We start from the raw sequence: 16,772 nt of genomic DNA, 5'->3' as shown, positions 1-16,772 counted from the left end.
ATCGACAGCGCTAACGGCCCGGTGGGTACGACACCGCGCGGGCCGTCGCCGGAGCTGCGCCACCAGAAGTTGAGTGCGTAGGCGATGGTGACGGCCAGGTTGAGGCTCATGTGCACCAGTCCAGTCCGGAATGCCGGGGTGCCGGTCGGGATGGCGAACAGGTCCAGGAAGCCGACCATGGCGGCGGCCAGTGCCCCGAGGACACCGATAGCGATCAGCCATTCCGCCGCGCGGGCAGGAAAGGCCGGGTCGTCGACGACATGAGAGGCGATATCGAATACGAGGCTTGCCACCCAAGCGCCGATCGGCACGGTAACCAGGATCGGGTGGAACGGATGTCCGTACGGCCCGGCCAGCGCGGCACTGACTGGCTGTTTGGCCTGCTGCATGTCACTGGTCACGACATCCTCCCGGTAGTTACACCAAAGATTATTGGTGTTATTGCTTTGGTCGGTCAAGTCGCCTCGCTGGGCGGGTACCCAACGCGTTTCATCCAACACAGTCGGCGTTATTGTGGTCGTGTGACCAGTGAATCGGCGATCGGCGCGGTGGCCGCGCTGGAGGACGAGCTGCGTCGCGGCATGTACTGGTTCATCCGCGCTGCTGGGCGGCCGGTCACCCGCGACGAAGCCGCCGAGGAAGTCGGAATCTCACGGAAGCTGGCCGCCTTCCACCTCGATAAGCTTGTCGACGCCGGACTGCTGCAGGCTCGTTATGAACAGGTCGGCGGGATCCGGCGGGTCGGGCGGGCGCCGAAGGTGTACGAGCCCAGCGATACCGAAGTCCGGGTGAATATCCCCGAGCGCCGTCACGAGGTGCTGGCCGACATTCTGATCGGCGCGGTACTCACCGAGAGCGCCGACGAGACCGCTCGCGCCGCGGCGCAACGGGTGGCAGCCGAGCGTGGTGCGGGCATCGGAGCGGCCATGCGCGAGCGCTTGCGGCCCGGGCGCCTCGGTGCCGAACGCGCCCTCACACTGCTCCACACGATGCTCGCCGAGCATGGATTCGAACCCGCCCGCGCCACGCCGGACTGTATCCGCCTGCGCAATTGCCCGTTCCATCCGTTGGCCGCCCACGCTCCCGAACTGGTGTGTGGACTCAACCACGCCTATCTCGTCGGCGTGCTCACCGGCCTGCAGGCCGACACGGTCACCGCGGAGCTGGCACCGAAAGCCGGTGAATGCTGCGTCCAACTCCGTCCCGCCACGTCGGACACGGCCCGGTCCACGACCGCATAACCTGGGGACGCGCCCTCGGGCACGCATGCCGTCTACGCATGGGCCGACGAGTGCAAGCCCAGCTCTCCGTGTTGGTCTGGAAATTCGGTTGAACGGCCGTCGCGTCAACCGTAGGGACGCGTTCTTTCACATGCCCGCTATGGGAGGGATCTCGCTGATGTGCTGATCTACGCGTCTTCGAGGGCTTCGCCGATCTCATGGGCGACGCGGTTGTGCTGATTCTGCACCAGCCAGTGACCGGTCGCGAGGACGACCGCCACGGGCCATTCGATGATCTCCGCGGCGGCCAGGGCGCCGAGGGCACCGTAGTACGCCAACTGTTCGGGCCGGGGAATGCGGACACGGCCGAGGACCGGCAGATCCACCGCGAAACCTTGGGCGGCCAGCACCCGGTCGACGGCGTTTCGGTGGCCGGTTGATGATTTTTCGGCCATGTGTTGCCTCCCGGTCATGGTGTGTTCGAGTATTCGACTCCTGGCATCCGCATAGTGTCCAGTGTGACGAGTAGTGGCGCGGGCGTTGGCTCTGATTCTTTGACGGGCGCATTGACGCACGTGCTGACCGTGCCGTTGCGCGAGGTGTACGCGGTGCTGTGGCGGCTCGGGGTCATCGAGATCCTCGACTGACGATCCCGCTGGCGACCGCCCGCGGCGAACAGCCGGGGAGCGATGGCGGCGACGGCGGTGGCGACGGCGGCGGTCGACAGGGCCTGCCACCAGCCGATCGGGCCCAGGGGTGTGCTGCCGAGTAGTTGGCTGATTCCTGGGGTGCTGATCAGGGCGGCGAGGACCAGCAGTGAGCCGGCCGCGGTGGCAACGACCAGCGGGCTGTGGGAGTCGATCAGCGTCTGTCCCAGCTGTGTGGCGACCAATGCCACCAACGCGACCGTCGAGGCGCGCTGTCGGCGGCCGGTGAATTTCGCCTGCACCCACGCGACCATGGCAGCGCATGCGGTCGTCGCGCCCCGCACTGCTACCGTCCGCCACAACGCGGCTCGGTCGGGTCCGCGGCCGGTGTACCGCGATTCGGCGTTCGGCGGGCTGACCGCGAGTGCCGCGGCGGGCAGCGCGTCGGTGAGGATGTTGACCAGCAGCAGTTGGCGGGTGTTCAGCGGTGCCCGGCCGGTGAGGGCAGTGCCGGCGATTGCGAAAGCCACCTCGCCGGCGTTGCCGCCGAGTAGTACAGACACCGCCGACTGCACCCGCCGCCACAGTTGCCGGCCTTCGTCGAGGGCGTCCAGCAGTGCACGGATTCGCCCGTCGAGCAGCATGACGTCCGCCGCAGTGCGGGCGGGATCGCTGCCGCGTGCGGCCACGCCGATGCCGACGGTTGCGGTGCGGATGGCCGCTGCGTCGTTGGAGCCGTCGCCGACCATGGCGCACACGTGACCGAGCCGCTGGATCGTCTCGACGATCTGTACCTTGTGCTCAGGTGACATCCGCGCGAAGACTCGCCGATTCTGCACCGCCTGCTGTTGTTCGTGCCGGGACAGCGCCTCCCATTCGGGCCCGCTGATCACCTGATCATCGTCGATGGGCATGCCCACTTCGGCGGCAATCGCGGTGGCCGTCACGGGGTGGTCACCGGTGATCAGTCGCACCCCGATGCCGCGGGCGGCCAGCTCGGCAAGCACCTCGGGCGAGTCCGCGCGCGGCGTGTCCGATATGCCGAGCAATCCGGCGAATCTCAGTTCGTCGCCGCATAATTCGGCTAAGGCGTCGGTGTCGTCACGAACCGATTGGGCCTGCGTCGCCGAAAGCTGCCGGGTGGCGACGGCGATCACCCGTAGCCCCTCGGCGGCCATCTCGCGCACCTGCCGCTGTGTTGCCTCGTCGGCATCGATGCATGCGGCGAGCACCACCTCCGGTGCTCCTTTGATCGACAATTGCGTGTCGTGCACGGACACCGAGAACGCGCGATCGGACCGGAACGGCAGATGCGCCGCCGGCTCGCCGCGGTACAGGTGTCGCCCGGCGTCGGCGACCGCGCGGTCGGTGGCGTGTTCGTGTGGCTCACCGTTGGCGAGTGGAGTGGCCCGCAGGGCGTGGATGAGTACATCGTCGGCGGACAAACCGGAAGCGGCACGCACCCTGGTCACTCGGAGTCGGTTCTCGCTCAGCGTCCCGGTCTTGTCGAAGCACACCACGTCGACACGGCCGAGTGCCTCTACCGAGCGCGGGCTTCGCACCAGTGCGCCCGCGTGGGTGAGTCGCCGTGCTGATGCCTGCTGCGCCAGCGTCGCGACCAGCGGCAACCCCTCCGGGACCGCGGCGACGCCGACGGCGACACCGCTGCTGACCGCCTGGCGCAGACCCGTGCGCCGCAATAGCCCGAGCGCGGTGACCAATCCGCCGCCGACGAGGCTGAAGGGCCACGTCTTGTTCGTAAGATCTTTCAGTTGCGTCTGCAGGCCGACCGCGGGGCTGTCTTCGTGTCCGGCGGCGGTGGCGCGACGTGCTTGGGTCTGCTCGCCGATGTCGGTGACGATCGCGACCGCGGTGCCCGCGACCACCGTAGTGGTGGCGTGGAGCATGCAGGCTCGTTCGGCGACGGGCGCGGCCGGTGTGGCGTCGATCTGTTTGGGCACCGGCAGCGATTCCCCGGTCAACGACGACTCGTCGACTTCCACGTCGAGGGCGTGGGTAAGCCGGGCGTCGGCGGGCACGACTTCACCGGGCCGTACCTCGATGATGTCACCGGGGCGCAAGTCGGTGGCATCGACCATCGCGTAGCGATCGGCGTCGACGAGCTTGCGAGCCGGTGGGGCTTGGGCCGCCAGCAGTCGCCGCAGCAGCCGTTCGGCCCGGATCCGCTGAGTCGCGGCCAGGGTCGCGTTCCCGGCGAGCACCGACCCGACCAGGATCGCGTCGACGGGTGAGCCCAGCACCGCGCTGGCCGCGGATCCCACCGCCAGCACCGGGACCAACGGGTCGGCCAGCTCCGCGCGCATCGCCCCGGCGAAATCCCCGAGCGCTCGGCGCACCGGCGCGACGATCCACTGCGCAGGATGGGCCGCAGGCGCCGACTCCGTTCGCTTGCCCGCTTGCGGTGCGAGCATCCGACGCACGTGTTCGACGGACATGGCGTGCCATTCGTGCACGCTCGCGGTTGGCGGCGGTGGGCTTGCGAGCGCTGCGCGGGCAAGCCGGTATCCTGTCCAGGCGCCTGCGGCGGCGCCGACGTTGACCGGGCCCGTGCCGCGGCCCCGAACTCCGGGAATCATCAGCAAAGCGCCCAATAGGGAAGCGCCGGCGGCGATTTCGACGCCGCGCTCGCTGGCTTGACGGGCGGCTGGCAGCGCGTGCAGTATCCGCCACACGTCCTGCAGGTTGTCGACGAGTACATCGGCGTGCCATGGCGGCGGTCCGCCCGCGGTGATACCGATCGCGACGTCGGCGTCGGCCAGTGCCTGTGCCGCGGCACTCGACACCACCGTCACTGTGCGGCCCTCCCGCTGCAACCGGTGTACCGCGTCGGTGAGCGCTTCATCGAGGGACCCGGGTACCGGATCGAGCTCGTCGAACGACGAGCGCAGGTCATCGAGCATGTCGACGTCGACCGAGACAGCCTCCGCGCCGCTGCGGCGCGCTTCGCGCAGCACCGCCGACGCCAGCGGATGATGCGCGAACCGCGTGAGCACCGCGCCGCCCCCGCCGTTGCCGGACAGTTGCCGCGGGACCGGCTGCCATCCGGGCAGCCATGCGCCGCGGTCCAATTGATCCTGTGCCCACTGCCATGCCGCCGCCCGCTCGTGCTCGGGCACATCGCGGATGCGCGCGACTCGCAGTTCCTCGCCGCACAACACCCGGGGATCGACCACTACGGCATCGACGCGGTCCAGACGTCGGAACATCCGGGGCCGCAAGGGCAGTACACCGTGCCGGTCGGCCAGGCCGCGGGACAGTGTCGCGGCGAACGACTCCCGGCTGGTGCGGGCGGCTCTCGGCGCGACGACGGTGACGGCGCTGGCGGCGGCGTCGAGGTCGGCGGTGAGGATGCCGATCGCTGGTGCGGTGGCGGCTTGCGCTACCGCGCTGCGGTCTCCGTGGCGCTCGACCGGTCCCGGCGGCAGCGATGTCGGTCGGTCGCCGGCGCGGACACCGTCGACACATCTCGCATGCGCCGCCAGACGGGGTTCGCGGCATTGCCAGAGTGTGGCCGCGGCGCGGGTCTCGGCGGCTTTCGCGATATGGATGAACATCTCGACGCCCAGCGACGCCGGTTGCTGGGTGACGGTGTAAGCGGCAGCTGCGGCGAGCGCGATCGCGGAATCAGCAGCGCCGGTGCCGAGGCGCTGTTCGACCGCGCGACGCAGCCGCGGCTGGTAATCGACTAGTGCGACAACAGCGTTGAGGCCTGTCGGCAGCCGCCGCCAACCGCCCGCCCGCCCGGCCAACGCGACACCCAAACCCACGGCGTTCGCCGCCGCCGAAACCACGTTGCCGGCCAGCACGATGCCGTCGGCGGGCAGGTCAACCGGCCGGAGACCCGAATCGGACCGATGCGGCTGTTCGGCAGCCTCTACCACCGCGCACAGCTCGTCGACGACCGTCGGGTCGTCCACCTCGGCGATGACCCGCGACAGCGGATAGTTGAGCGCCGCCGAGGTCACGCCCCGATGCGAACGCACGGCGGCGAGCACCGCGGGACCCAGCTCGTCGCGCGGCTCGCGCTCGCCCAGGCCACGTACCTCGATCCAGCAGCGCCGCTGGCCGCACCAACGTCGCCGGACCGGCGCACCACCGAGCAGTTCCGATGCGGCCTCGGTGACCGCCTCGACCACCCGGCGATCGAGCACCGTGCGCACCGGCGAGGTGACCAGCTCCACACCCGCGGCGGCAGCGCCCGCGGCCAACGCACACCCGCGCCGACGACGCGCGAGGGCAGAGACGACGCGGTCCGTAGCAGTAGGCCCAGGTCCACGTCGACGACTAACGCTTACTCGGCGAACGTCGTGCCCGAGTCGTGCTCTTGGGCGCGGAGGTCGCCTTCGTCGCAGTGGCGGGCCGTTTGGTCGCCTTCTGCGTGCGGGTAGCGGTCTGTCCGGTGCGATCGCCGAGGGCGGGTGCCGCCGCTCGACCCGATCGCTGCCCGAGACGCTGGACCACCAGGGCAGCGCCGCCGACGCCCAGCAGCACCGGCCAGTCCACCAGACCCGTGGCGCCGATCGCCGCCAATGTCAAAACCGCCGCCGGTGCCGAGTGGCTGCCGCTGCCCAAGCCGTGCTTCACACCGGCCGCCGCACCTCGGATACCGCCGACCACGCCCTCGACAGCAGCGCCGCCCACGGCCCCGGCCGCCGCCGTCGTTGCATCGGCCGTCCGCGTGATCACGTCCACCACGCCATCGGAAATGTTCATCACCACTCCGTCGCGTTCACCTTATGGACACCAATGAGCAAACGGGAGTTTACCCCCAGGGGGCGAGGATAGCGCGACTTCAGATCCGAATGGTTACCGTCTTCGCCCTTGACGATGGCTCTCACGTTACGAGGCAGCAACCCATTGGAGCCGCGTATACCGCATCGAGCCGGAAAGTGAAGCTCGGCTATGGCTGGATCGCAACCAAGGTGAGATGGAGATCAGATTTGGATCGTGTCGGATCGACGATGCGGATTGCTTCGATCGGCAGAACTTAAGCGTGGGCAATTTGGTCATCACATCGTCATCACGATGGCTTGACTGCGGTTTGATCGGCCTACCCTTGGGATATAGGGCACATCCTCCAGTGCTCTATTCGAGGAGACGATGCAGCTATGGCTAGCGAACATCTGCCTGAAGAACCCCAATCGGAACGAGGAGCCAAAGGCTCGCGAGACACCGGAACGGATACGTCGGGCGGCGGATCGGCAGATCGCCCGACTGGCACATTCGACCAAGAAGAAGTCACCTCAACACGCGACCACAACCCGACGGAAGAACGTAGCGGCACGAGCGGGACTCTCCCTCCCGGAGACGCGGAACCGGCCGTACCGCCCTATGAAGGTCGCCGAGCGAGCGCCGACGAAAGTACCGGCAGCGGTGCGGGCGAGGGGAGCGGCGCGAATACTGGAGGCGCCACAGGCCCGGTGGTCGACCCGGAGCCCAAAGCGCCTGATCCTGATGACACTCCCGGAGGAGCCACCACCTCCCCGGCTGGGGAGTAACCGCATCGCGGGCCCCAGAATCCGAGTCACCAAGTGGTGGCCATCAGAGCAGAGTGAGCAGAGCCGAGGGCCGGGGCAATCACCGCTGGGCATAGCAGATATGTCGCCCGCGTGTACAGGCTGGCGATCGCCTCCGACGCGCGTGGTCCGTTCGATCTCGCCGCGGATCCGGCAGACCCATGAGCTGGCGCAGGTTCTCGTAGCAGTGAGTCCGGATACTCGATTTGAAGCCCCATCGGATACCGCAGCGCGAAGCGGCAGCCCCGGACAGACTACTTCCGGCTGGTGTCGGTCTAGTCGTTGCGGAATAAGTCGGCCCTATGGTGCAGACGCTGAGAGAAGCTCTCGGTCCAGGCCGCGGTTTCGCTTTCGTCGTCGGGCGATGCGCCGTGCTGCGGGAGATCACGAGGTGCTCGCAGCGACCGCGCTATGCGGGGCTGAAGCGCGACCAATCGCGCGCTGCGGGCCAGGTAGTCGGGGACGCTCATGCCCGCGCACTCAGCCGCATCACACAGCTGGGCCCACTCGGTGTCGTCCACGGTCACCGTTACGGTGACCTCCTTGGTCGCCATACCTGCCTACAGTAGACCCCGCGCTCAGCATCCGGACTCAGCTCGAGCGCCTCGACCGCGACCAGAGCGTCATACCGATGGCGGCCAGCTGGCTCCGTAGAACGCCAGCTGTTCCGGAAAGTCGCCTGGCACACCGGGTTTCACAGCGAGGGGGCGGTGATCATTTCTTGCGGGGTTTGCTGATGGCGTCTTTGGCGCGGTCCATCATGGCCGCGAATGGCCCGACGAGCAGATTCGCGCTCGCGGACTCGACGCCGGGGTGCGGACGTGTCGGCGCCATGGCTTCGGCGAATTTCACCGCGTTGCGCAGGCGCGCCAGCTCGTCGGGTTCCAGCTCGGAACGTAACCGGTTGAACTCCTCGTGCTCCTCGTGGTCGGCGTGTGCGAGCACCCCGTCGCGCAGAGCCGCGAGTTTGGCGTCGAACTCGGGAGAATCGATGTCGACCGCTTCGATATCGGCCAGCTGGCGTTTGGCTTTGTTCTCTTCCTTCAGACGCGCCTGGATGATGTCGGCGCCGTCATGGACTTCTCGCCGGAAGCGTGGGTGGATGATTTCTTCCTCGGCGGTTTCGTGGACCGCCAGCAGGCGGCGCAGTTCGTAGAACTTCTGCTCCCGCTGTTCCGCCGTTGGGGCCTGCGCGACCTCGGCGAACAGTTCGCGTATGCGCATGTGCTGCTCGATCAGGAACGTGACGACATCACCGGTGGTGTTGATCGACGTTGCTTCCACGATCGCCTCCTTGGACAAGTAGTACGGACGCGCGAATTGCGCTGCTGCGGCCTTACCCCTGGAAGGAGACAGCAAACACACCGCAAGCTGGGCAAGGAATCGGGGGCTGTGTCGCGTTCGCCAATCCGGGCGCGGCCGTGCGGGCCACACGGATCGCCTCCGTCAGGATCCGCTCGCCGCCGCGGCGCAGTGACTCCAGATCCGCGTCGCCGATCGAGATGCCCGGACCGAAGCCGGTCGGGATCACCATCGAGGTCAGGATGTGCAACGGGCTTCGATGCAGTGCGGCTTCAACCGCTGCCCAAGCGACAGCATGATAGGAGTTGGCCGAGCCGTCCACGGCTGTGCGAATCGGTGGATTGCCTGCCGTGGGTTGCGTTTTGCTCCAGAGATCACTACTTGGCCGCACGCGGGATACCCGGTTCCGCTGCGCTGGCATCGAGCGTCCACAGTCAGCACGGACACGCTCACATGCCTTGCGTGACAGCGTCTTCCGAACCGGAACGCCATTTCACAGCGAGGTCGTCACGAACTTCTGCAGCCTGATCATCCGCCGCCGCTACGCTATCGGCTGCATCGACATCAGTTGCTATCCAGCGGCGACGAGAACACTTCGCAACGCAGTCCTACTTGGAGAAGTGTCCTTTTTCTGCGTGTTCCATCAAGCGCATGAACTGCTCGGTACGCATGTGGATGAGCGTCTCGTGGTCTCCGGCCTCGAAGTAGATGTCGGGCTGTGTGCTCAGGCTTTCGTCCATCAGTGTCTTCATGCCGTAAGCGGTGCATAGGGGAGGGATGGCGCCGAGTTCGCAGTCTTTGAAGACTTCGCGGATGTCCGATTCGTCGGCGAACGACAGGCGCCGTCCGGTTTGGTCCCACAGTTTCGGCAACCGTAGATGATGAGTGGATGGCAGCACGGCACCGATGTAGCCCTGTTCGTCTTCGAGCAGGATCGTCTTGGCGAGTTGGTCGCCCGGGATAGCCGCAATTTGGGCGGTCTCGGTGCTGCTGTGGCTGTGCGGATGCCGCACGAGTTCATACTCGACGCCCGCATCGCTCAGGCATGTGCGCACGGTCGGTGACATGGGCATGGCGGAACCTCCACTGGCTGGTTGGTACCACCGCCGAACCCGGCGGCCCAACTTTCAGCATAGGCGCAGGGGCGCCATGCGGCGATTTCGTCGAGGTTTGGCTTTGACCTAGGTGGCGGTGATGCCGTGGGTGGACGGGATCGACGAGGTGTTGTTCGACGAGCCACCATTGGCGAATGCGTGCGTGCGATTCCCGACGCAAATGGAGCTCGTCGCCGACGCCCGGCCGGAGGAACATCAACCGGTGCTGATCAGCCTCGTCGGCTGCCCCGCCGCCCCAGAGAGCGAAAGCGGAAACACCGACAACCGCAAGGCCAACCCGACGCCACCGCTCCAACTCCCGAGCTAGAGGAGAACCCGGCCGTGCCGCAGAACCTCTCTCCCGCCCTTCCGGTCCCGATCGAAAACATCGGTCCCGGCGATCGCTACGCACTCCACACCTCGGAGTTCGCGCAGGATCCGCACCAGGCCTACCGGCATATGCGCAAGATGTGCGGGTCGCTGGTACCGGTTTGGCTTGCGCCGGGTGTGGAAGCGACGCTGGTGATCGGCTACGAGCTCGCCGTGGACATCCTCGGTGATCATGAGCATTTCCCTGCGGACCCGCGCACCTGGGAACGCACCGTACCTGCAAACTGCCCGATTTTGCCGATGGTGGGGTGGCGCCCCAACGCGCTGCGCAGCACCGGCGAAACCCACTCCTTCTACCGCGCCGCCAATCAGGCCGCCCTCGACGGCATCGACCAGCTGGGCCTGCGTGACCAGGTAATCCAGACCGCCGAACCGCTGATCAACACCTTCTGCGGCATCGGGACGGCCGATGTGATCAGCGACTACATACTGCCGCTGGTTTTTTCGCTCGTGAACAAGATACTGGGCTGTCCCGACGATATCGGCGAGCAGGTCCGAGTGGCGATGGCAGCGATGTTCGAATCCACCGACACCGCCCACGTCAACGAAATACTCTGCCGGGCACTGGGCCAACTCATCGCCATGAAGCGTGCCCAGCCTGGCAACGACATCACCACCAGGCTGCTCACCCATCGACCCGCGCTGTCGGACGAGGAATTGGTCAACCAGGTGATCACCCTCTACGGTGCGGGCATCGAGCCGACGGTGAACCTGATCGCCAACACACTGCTGATGATGCTGACCGACGACCGATTCGTGTGCGGTGCAGCAGGATTCGGTGCACCGACCATCGACGCGGTCAACGACATCTTGGTCTACGACCCCCCGATGGCCAACTACTGCTTGTCCTTCCCGCCGCAGCCGATCAACAAAGGCGGGGTGTGGCTGCCCGCGAACAAGCCGGTCGTGATCAGCATGGCCGCCTGCAACAACGACCCCGCAGTGAACAACGGCGAATTCCTCCACGCGGATTGGGGGCTGGCCTTCAGTACCGGCAAGCACGCCTGCCCGATATCCGCACGCATTGCGGTAATCCAAATCGCCTGTACTGCCATCGGTTACCTGTTCGACGCATTGCCCGAACTGACGCTCGCACGGTCCAGGGAACAACTGGTCTGGCGGCCCGGGCCTTTCCATCGTGCTCTGGTCGAGCTTCCCGTCGCCTTCCCCAATTCCCCGCCGCTGCCCATCCCCGCCTAGGAATCATCATGACCGCCATCTTCCGTCCGGTCCCGCATCCCGTACTCGACGCTCACGCTGTAGCGTTCTTCGCCCGCCAACTGGCCACCATCACGCTGACCGAGACGCAGGCATTGACCCTCTGCGACATCTTCGAAGGTCAACTCGCTTACGCCGATGCGTCGTGGCTGCTCGAACCAAGCCGCCCGATGGCGGACCAGATCCGGGCTCGGGCCGAGGAAGATCCCCACCACGGCGAGCGGTGGGGCGTGGACTTCGCCGCTCTCGCCGAACTCTGCGAATCCTGGCATCCAGCACAAGCTTTCGCGGTACTGAACGCGATCGACCGGTACTGGACCAGCGCGGAAGACGACGCCCTGTGCACGGTCGGTCTGGTCCGCGGACCTGCGGCCGACGTTGCACCCATTCCAGCCCTACCGCAGGCACCCGGCACGGCCTGACGCGAAAGACCTTGCTGCAGCGCAGAAGAGTTCGTCTTGTCTGTGGAGCGGCATGTCGATGCCGGTGCGGTCTTGCATAGTTCGCCTGGTTGGTGTCGTGGCGAAGAACGATGCCGAGCGCATGTTGAACTGGGTCTATGACCCGATCCTGACCGCGTTACCGATCGGTTAGCGTCGAACGTGGCAGGCTGGCTGCCGATCGCGCACCAAGCCGGTTCGCGGCCCCACGCGAGGACTGTGTTCGCCACCTGCCCGCGAAACTGGCTACACTCGGCGCCAGTACACACAATGCCGCTTATCGCACGGCTGGCAGGCGAGATCGACTGCGGCCCAGGACTTAGCGCCCGGTTGTCCTTGGCTGGATGGTGATCTCGTCCCTCCTTTGGTTCTCGTCGACAGGTTCCGCGGTGAACGCGGGGGAGGAACCAGCCAACGCCGACAGCACCCGGCGGCCGACATCACGTCGACTGCCTGTTGCGACGGGGAACGACAATGCCGCACGGGTGAAAGCGGGTGTGGATCCGGACAACGCGGCAAGGAGCCGTCGCCCCACCTTGTCGCCCCGCAAGACCGTCATTTCGAACCTCCTGCGCCCCCTCCGGGCAATAACGACTCCGCGTATGCCGCAAGTTTTTTCACCACAACCGGCGCACCCGCACCGACTCCGAAGGCGACCATGCCGCTCGACACGATCAAAGTGGTCGCGAGAGCCGCAGTAGTTGCCGTGGCTACCGCGAGCTGGATGAGAATCGACACCAGATAAACCCCGCCACCCGGTCCGTGCGGACGAACCCACGGCCATCCTTTCGCGCGGCGGCTGGCCTCCAGGAAAACAACACCGCTGTTGGCGGCAGATCCCACCAATCCCCACACGGCGTACTGCCATGACATGGCAAAGACGATACGGGCTGAATCGCATGCGCGCGCGGGGTATTGGACTACCTCGGCGGCCAGGAGGAGTGCGGTGGGTACTGGTGCTGCGGGTATTGGCCGGGTGGTTGTTGGGTGGGTGGTTGTTGCCACCGCGGCGGGGGCGGGGTGCGCGGCGCGGACGATCGGGCCGAGGCGATGATCGCCGTCACCGACGCGCCCAGGGCGAGTAGCGCGGCGGGAATGCCGAGGGCGAAATCTTTGGCCTCGGCGTAATCCGAGTGCTGCGCCATGCTGACCACGAACGAGAGACCCGGGGCGAAGAGCGCGCCCGCGGCGACGGCGGCGAGGGCACGGAAAGCGCCGTTCCTGGCGCCGGCGCCGGTCACCAGGATAATCGCCGCTACCACGGCGATCGCGGCGGTGAGCAGGAAAGGGATGTTGTCCCCGAAATCGAGGTAGTCGTTGGTGAATCGCCAGATTCCCATCAGAATCGCGGACAGGACGAGCAGTCCCGCGGTCGCCCAGTCCAGCGGCGAGGCGCCCGCCCGCGGCGGTGCACCGAACCCGGGCGGCGGATACTCCGGACGCGGCTGCGGATACGGGTACCCTTGCGGATTAGGGTAATTCCCTTGCGGTGGAAAAGATTCGGGTTGATGTGGCGTAACCACGGCGAACTCCTTGCTGACCCCCGGGGCCGACGTGCGATCGATCAGGTCGGTCCGGCAACCATACCGAACGTGGGCCCATGGGCCACCGAGTTCTACGGCCCGGCATATAACTCCTCGTTGGGCAGCCGCGGGAGGCCGCGTCCGTCGCCGGGGATTACCGAGACCGCGTCGACGTAGTGGTGGGTCTTGTGGTCCTCGATGAACTGCTCGGCGGCGCTGGCCCGTGCTATGAAGTCCAGGATCACTCCGCGCAGGTTTATTCGGAGGTGCACGTCCGGCTCGCCGGATGGTCTGGTGCTCGTTGCTTGTCCCGGGGATGTGCGGGCATCGGCGAGCATGGTCGGCCGTGGTGCGGGGTGCCAGATCATCGATTCACGCAAATTCCGAGCAGCTAGTTTCTTGGTGAGGCGGTATTCCAATATTCGTTCAGGACCTTCGCCCGACCCTTCCCACCGATGGTGAACGCGATCCGGACACCGAGTTCGGCGAGCACGGCGCAGAATTGCGTTGGCGCGCTCGTGTTCTGCGGTCTCCCGCCGCGGCTCCCCTGAACTAGTCCGTAGTTACCCGACCCGAGCTACCAATGCAGTAGGCGCCTGCCAACTCGGTGATGGCCTCGGCTGACGGTCGCCGATTCAGCCGTCGAGGTTGAACGGTGCTGCTGTCCGAATGGCCGTCGCGGGTACACGATCCCGACGACCCCGCCGCACCGACGCTGAGGTTTGCCACAATCGAGTGCCCAATGCTATTTTCCCAGCGCATCGGCTATTTTTAGCGTATCGCTAGAAGTTTGCCGATAAGGTCGCACGTGAACTCGGACTTGCTGGTCAAACGAATGCCGTGAACTACCCATGGAGGTCATGGTCGTGACTCGTCGGTTTCTTCGCTTTCTCCGCAGCAGGCGCAGTGGTTCGCTACGAATCCTGAGTGCGCTCGGTAGCGTGGCACTCGGGCTGCTGCTGGCGACGACGGCAACCGCAGAACCGTTGTATCCGCAGCCCGATCCGGACCCGTTCTTCGCCGCACCGGCGGATCTGGCGGCGCACCGGCCTGGTGATGTGCTCGACGTGCGGGCGTTGCCTCCCGTGATCCTCTTTCCCGGCGCCACCGTAACGCTGGTTTCATTCCGCTCCACCAACTCTCAGGGCGCGCCGATCGCGGCGACCACCACGATCCTTACCCCCTTCGGCCATCAGCCCGACGGGCCACTGCTGTCGTATCAGCACTTCATCAATGCGCTCGGCACCGCCTGTGCGGTATCGCACCAGCTGTACAGCGGCGATCCGAATCTGGTGGCGACGGCGTCGATTTTGAACACGGCGCTGGCGCAGGGCTGGAGTGTCGCGCTGCCGGATCATCTCGGCCCGAACTTCGCTTTCGGCGCTGCGCGTTTGGGCGGCCAGATCGTATTGGACGGTGTCCGCGCGGTGAAACGGCTGCCCGAACTCGCCGTGCAGCACAGCCGGGTGGTGCTGGCCGGTTACTCCGGCGGCGGCATGGCCACCGGATGGGCAGCTGCGCTGCAGCCGTCGTACGCACCGGAACTGGAGCTTGCGGGAGCGGCCATCGGCGGCGCTCCGATGAATATGGAGATAATGGCGGAGGCGGTGGGCATGGAGACGCATCCGGCCTTCGGGCTGGCCATGGCGGCGGCGATCGGCCTGGAGCGGGAGTACCCGCAGCGGGTGCCGGTCAGCAGGTATCTCAACAAGCGCGGCTTGGCGGTCCGAGACGCCATGGCCAACAGCTGCACCAACCAGATCCTCGTTACCGGTGTCGGCGGCAGCGCCCGCGAATACCTCGCCAGCACCCCGACTGCTGCCCTCCCTGAAGCTCGGGTGGTGTTGAGGGAGAACAGTCTGGAATTCTACGATGGGGTGCCGGAAATACCGGTGTTCGAATGGCATTCACCGACCGACCCCCTGATTCCGATCGAAGCGATCGACCATGTCGACAGCCGCTGGTGCGCGGCCGGGGTGCGGGTGCAGACGCTGCAAGTGCCCGCGTTCGAGCATCTGTCGGCCGCGGTGATCGGTGCCCCCGGGGTGCTGACCTGGCTGAACGCCAGGATTCTCGGTGAGCCCGCACCCGCCAGCTGCTGACGGATCGGCACCCGAAACAGCGCGATACTCGACGGACCGCCCCTATTCCAGTTCGCAGAGCGGAATCGACTTCGACCCAGTCGAGCCTCTGGCGCGTTCATGCAGAGGCCGAAAGCGCGCTGGTGAAACATATCGACAATTGCGCTCGTTGATACCAGGCGCAATCGTCGACGTGGGGCGGTCCGGCCGTGCGGAATCCGCGGTCGTGTGGATTCTTGGCGTAAGCGGGTGTTGGGCGGTGCGGTGCGGCCACGTCGTCGTTGTCGTGGCCACCGAACCTGATGGGAATGCCACATCGAATTCCCGGAAAGTGTCCGATCGCCGTCGGGCTTCCTTATGAAGGTGTGAATTCTGTTCCTGCGCAATGCCATCGTCCGCTGAGTAGCAATGTCGAGCTAGCGTATTCAGCTACTCCATCCCGCGAATTTGTCCAACTCGCGCAGTGGATTCAGCAGCGTCCGGCTGGACTACCGGATCGTTCGCGCTGTCAACGCGGCGAGCACCTGCTGGGTCTTGGTATCGCCGGTCGCGATGTGCAGACCACGTCGACGTACCGCGGCCTCGAATTTGCGCTGCCGGTGGAGGGCGCGGTTTCGTACCTCGCGGTGTGACTCACCGTGTTCGGGAGTGACTCTCAGGGACAGCTCGAGTAGATCCAGGTCGGCGATGGTCCAGCGTTCGGCATCGACGTGCAGATCGCCCACGTGCACCTTCGTCCACTTCGTCGACGCGATGGGACCCATGGCCAGGAGGCGATCGACTGCTACCCCCGGAGGGGTGCAGCTCACCAGGAGTTGGCGCTGGGCGGTGTCCAGGGCGGTGGTGACGTCGGCGCCGAGCACTGTCGCGTCGCGCAGGGATCCGGCCGGTCGGTCACTGACTGCCGAGGCGGACAGGACGCGGCGTTCCGCGTTCCAGTCTTCTTCGATGCGGTATCGCAGTGCGTCGTCGGTGAAGGAGGTGGTCCATCGGCCGACCAATTGCGATCGCAGGCAGGGGCGCAGTTTGACGGTCAGGTCGTCGGTCTCGCCGCTGCGTAACCGGATGACGATTCGGCTCGACAGCAGTGTCGGCGCTGTGTGGAGACCGTTGGGGCGGGGCTCGGCGAACCAGATGCGACGCTCGATCGCAGGTCGGTCCGTGCACTCCAGCCGGGTCAGTGCCGCCGCGACGTCGCCGTCGAGGTTGATCTTGATTTCGATCGGAGTGATCACCCGAGCGCCCCTTTCTCGCAGTTGCCGCGGATCCTCCCGCTGTCCGGCAGCGCCATCGAAGACAGCGTGGTCCAACCGGGGCGGG

At 66.3% G+C, this 16,772-nt stretch carries 18 protein-coding genes and 1 pseudogene; 6 read left to right on the top strand and 13 right to left on the bottom strand.

Going from position 1 to position 16,772, the window contains the following annotated elements:
• Nucleotides 1-401: DUF2231 domain-containing protein (locus NP3_RS05140; RefSeq protein ID WP_063038295.1), on the bottom strand; the 401-nt coding region annotated here is incomplete at its 3' end.
• Nucleotides 402-521: 120 nt separating this feature from the next.
• Here NP3_RS05140 and NP3_RS05135 point away from each other — a divergent pair.
• Nucleotides 522-1,241, top strand: coding sequence for a helix-turn-helix transcriptional regulator (locus tag NP3_RS05135; RefSeq protein ID WP_063038197.1), 720 nt, complete (start codon nucleotides 522-524; stop codon nucleotides 1,239-1,241).
• A 167-nt stretch (nucleotides 1,242-1,408) separates the two neighbouring features.
• On the opposite strand, the gene NP3_RS05130 is transcribed toward NP3_RS05135, so the two are convergent.
• On the bottom strand, nucleotides 1,409-1,675 hold the full coding sequence (locus NP3_RS05130; protein WP_063038195.1) for a hypothetical protein: 267 nt from the start codon (nucleotides 1,673-1,675) through the stop codon (nucleotides 1,409-1,411).
• On the opposite strand from NP3_RS05130, the gene NP3_RS51385 reads away from it, so the two are divergent.
• The gene (locus NP3_RS51385) at nucleotides 1,676-1,867 is read left to right on the top strand and encodes an Rv1535 domain-containing protein (protein ID WP_373864729.1); all 192 of its coding nucleotides are present in this window, start codon (nucleotides 1,676-1,678) and stop codon (nucleotides 1,865-1,867) included.
• 98 nt (nucleotides 1,868-1,965) lie between these two features.
• On the opposite strand, the pseudogene NP3_RS51380 reads toward NP3_RS51385, so the two are convergent.
• From NP3_RS51380 to NP3_RS05100, 6 genes and pseudogenes are all read right to left on the bottom strand, one after another.
• Nucleotides 1,966-4,191: pseudogene (locus tag NP3_RS51380) on the bottom strand (cation-translocating P-type ATPase); the annotation flags it as partial.
• 1,981 nt (nucleotides 4,192-6,172) lie between these two features.
• Nucleotides 6,173-6,601 (bottom strand): hypothetical protein, encoded by a 429-nt coding sequence (locus tag NP3_RS05120; RefSeq protein ID WP_063038193.1) that lies wholly within the window; start codon nucleotides 6,599-6,601, stop codon nucleotides 6,173-6,175.
• A 1,078-nt stretch (nucleotides 6,602-7,679) separates the two neighbouring features.
• Complete coding sequence (locus NP3_RS05115) at nucleotides 7,680-7,958, bottom strand: hypothetical protein (RefSeq protein ID WP_063038191.1); 279 nt, start codon at nucleotides 7,956-7,958, stop codon at nucleotides 7,680-7,682.
• Between the two features lie 160 nt (nucleotides 7,959-8,118).
• Nucleotides 8,119-8,688 (bottom strand): hemerythrin domain-containing protein, encoded by a 570-nt coding sequence (locus tag NP3_RS05110; RefSeq protein WP_157124106.1) that lies wholly within the window; start codon nucleotides 8,686-8,688, stop codon nucleotides 8,119-8,121.
• A gap of 52 nt (nucleotides 8,689-8,740) precedes the next feature.
• Nucleotides 8,741-8,938 carry a hypothetical protein gene (locus NP3_RS49620; RefSeq protein ID WP_174566170.1) on the bottom strand — a complete coding sequence of 66 codons (198 nt, stop codon included), beginning with the start codon at nucleotides 8,936-8,938 and terminating at the stop codon, nucleotides 8,741-8,743.
• 376 nt (nucleotides 8,939-9,314) lie between these two features.
• Nucleotides 9,315-9,779: an aminoacyl-tRNA deacylase gene (locus tag NP3_RS05100; protein WP_063038187.1), complete on the bottom strand. Its 465-nt coding sequence runs from the start codon at nucleotides 9,777-9,779 to the stop codon at nucleotides 9,315-9,317.
• A gap of 121 nt (nucleotides 9,780-9,900) precedes the next feature.
• Here NP3_RS05100 and NP3_RS05095 point away from each other — a divergent pair, with 121 nt between their 5' ends.
• From NP3_RS05095 to NP3_RS05085, 3 genes are read left to right on the top strand one after another with little or no spacing between them, the layout of a single operon-like run.
• Nucleotides 9,901-10,128, top strand: a complete 228-nt coding sequence (locus NP3_RS05095; RefSeq protein ID WP_157124104.1) for a hypothetical protein — start codon at nucleotides 9,901-9,903, stop codon at nucleotides 10,126-10,128.
• A gap of 14 nt (nucleotides 10,129-10,142) precedes the next feature.
• Nucleotides 10,143-11,390: a cytochrome P450 family protein gene (locus NP3_RS05090; protein ID WP_063038183.1), complete on the top strand. Its 1,248-nt coding sequence runs from the start codon at nucleotides 10,143-10,145 to the stop codon at nucleotides 11,388-11,390.
• Between the two features lie 8 nt (nucleotides 11,391-11,398).
• Nucleotides 11,399-11,830, top strand: a complete 432-nt coding sequence (locus tag NP3_RS05085) for a hypothetical protein (RefSeq protein WP_063038182.1) — start codon at nucleotides 11,399-11,401, stop codon at nucleotides 11,828-11,830.
• A gap of 337 nt (nucleotides 11,831-12,167) precedes the next feature.
• On the opposite strand, the gene NP3_RS05080 is transcribed toward NP3_RS05085, so the two are convergent.
• The 4 genes from NP3_RS05080 to NP3_RS05065 all read right to left on the bottom strand — a co-directional run bounded on the left by NP3_RS05080 (nucleotide 12,168) and on the right by NP3_RS05065 (nucleotide 13,739).
• Nucleotides 12,168-12,407, bottom strand: coding sequence for a hypothetical protein (locus NP3_RS05080; protein WP_063038181.1), 240 nt, complete (start codon nucleotides 12,405-12,407; stop codon nucleotides 12,168-12,170).
• The gene (locus tag NP3_RS05075) at nucleotides 12,404-12,721 is read right to left on the bottom strand and encodes a hypothetical protein (protein WP_063038180.1); all 318 of its coding nucleotides are present in this window, start codon (nucleotides 12,719-12,721) and stop codon (nucleotides 12,404-12,406) included. The genes NP3_RS05080 and NP3_RS05075 overlap by 4 nt, the downstream gene beginning before the upstream one ends.
• Nucleotides 12,722-12,768: 47 nt before the next feature.
• Nucleotides 12,769-13,371: a hypothetical protein gene (locus NP3_RS05070; RefSeq protein WP_063038179.1), complete on the bottom strand. Its 603-nt coding sequence runs from the start codon at nucleotides 13,369-13,371 to the stop codon at nucleotides 12,769-12,771.
• A gap of 92 nt (nucleotides 13,372-13,463) precedes the next feature.
• Nucleotides 13,464-13,739, bottom strand: a complete 276-nt coding sequence (locus tag NP3_RS05065) for a hypothetical protein (RefSeq protein WP_157124102.1) — start codon at nucleotides 13,737-13,739, stop codon at nucleotides 13,464-13,466.
• A gap of 492 nt (nucleotides 13,740-14,231) precedes the next feature.
• Between NP3_RS05065 and NP3_RS05060 the strand changes: the two genes are divergently transcribed.
• Complete coding sequence (locus NP3_RS05060; RefSeq protein ID WP_084508187.1) at nucleotides 14,232-15,473, top strand: lipase family protein; 1,242 nt, start codon at nucleotides 14,232-14,234, stop codon at nucleotides 15,471-15,473.
• A gap of 467 nt (nucleotides 15,474-15,940) precedes the next feature.
• Here NP3_RS05060 and NP3_RS05055 read toward each other — a convergent pair whose 3' ends face one another.
• Nucleotides 15,941-16,687 (bottom strand): hypothetical protein, encoded by a 747-nt coding sequence (locus tag NP3_RS05055; RefSeq protein ID WP_063038286.1) that lies wholly within the window; start codon nucleotides 16,685-16,687, stop codon nucleotides 15,941-15,943.
• Between the last annotated feature and the right edge of the window lie 85 nt (nucleotides 16,688-16,772).

The sequence above is a fragment of the Nocardia pseudovaccinii NBRC 100343 genome (genome assembly GCF_001613225.1).
GTDB lineage: Bacteria > Actinomycetota > Actinomycetes > Mycobacteriales > Mycobacteriaceae > Nocardia > Nocardia pseudovaccinii.
Note: the sequence above shows the minus strand (reverse complement) of the source record. Positions and strands in the feature narration are given on the sequence as shown.

What these genes read in the sequence shown, in the direction of transcription:
- NP3_RS05065 (WP_157124102.1), bottom strand. Translation starts at nt 13,739, where the DNA reads ATGATCTGGCACCCCGCACCACGGCCGACCATGCTCGCCGATGCCCGC.
- NP3_RS05060 (WP_084508187.1), top strand. Translation starts at nt 14,232, where the DNA reads ATGGTCGTGACTCGTCGGTTTCTTCGCTTTCTCCGCAGCAGGCGCAGT.
- NP3_RS05120 (WP_063038193.1), bottom strand. Translation starts at nt 6,601, where the DNA reads ATGAACATTTCCGATGGCGTGGTGGACGTGATCACGCGGACGGCCGAT.
- NP3_RS49620 (WP_174566170.1), bottom strand. Translation starts at nt 8,938, where the DNA reads ATGGTGATCCCGACCGGCTTCGGTCCGGGCATCTCGATCGGCGACGCG.
- NP3_RS05100 (WP_063038187.1), bottom strand. Translation starts at nt 9,779, where the DNA reads ATGCCCATGTCACCGACCGTGCGCACATGCCTGAGCGATGCGGGCGTC.
- NP3_RS05130 (WP_063038195.1), bottom strand. Translation starts at nt 1,675, where the DNA reads ATGGCCGAAAAATCATCAACCGGCCACCGAAACGCCGTCGACCGGGTG.
- NP3_RS05085 (WP_063038182.1), top strand. Translation starts at nt 11,399, where the DNA reads ATGACCGCCATCTTCCGTCCGGTCCCGCATCCCGTACTCGACGCTCAC.
- NP3_RS05095 (WP_157124104.1), top strand. Translation starts at nt 9,901, where the DNA reads ATGCCGTGGGTGGACGGGATCGACGAGGTGTTGTTCGACGAGCCACCA.
- NP3_RS05075 (WP_063038180.1), bottom strand. Translation starts at nt 12,721, where the DNA reads ATGTCATGGCAGTACGCCGTGTGGGGATTGGTGGGATCTGCCGCCAAC.
- NP3_RS05115 (WP_063038191.1), bottom strand. Translation starts at nt 7,958, where the DNA reads ATGGCGACCAAGGAGGTCACCGTAACGGTGACCGTGGACGACACCGAG.
- NP3_RS05080 (WP_063038181.1), bottom strand. Translation starts at nt 12,407, where the DNA reads ATGACGGTCTTGCGGGGCGACAAGGTGGGGCGACGGCTCCTTGCCGCG.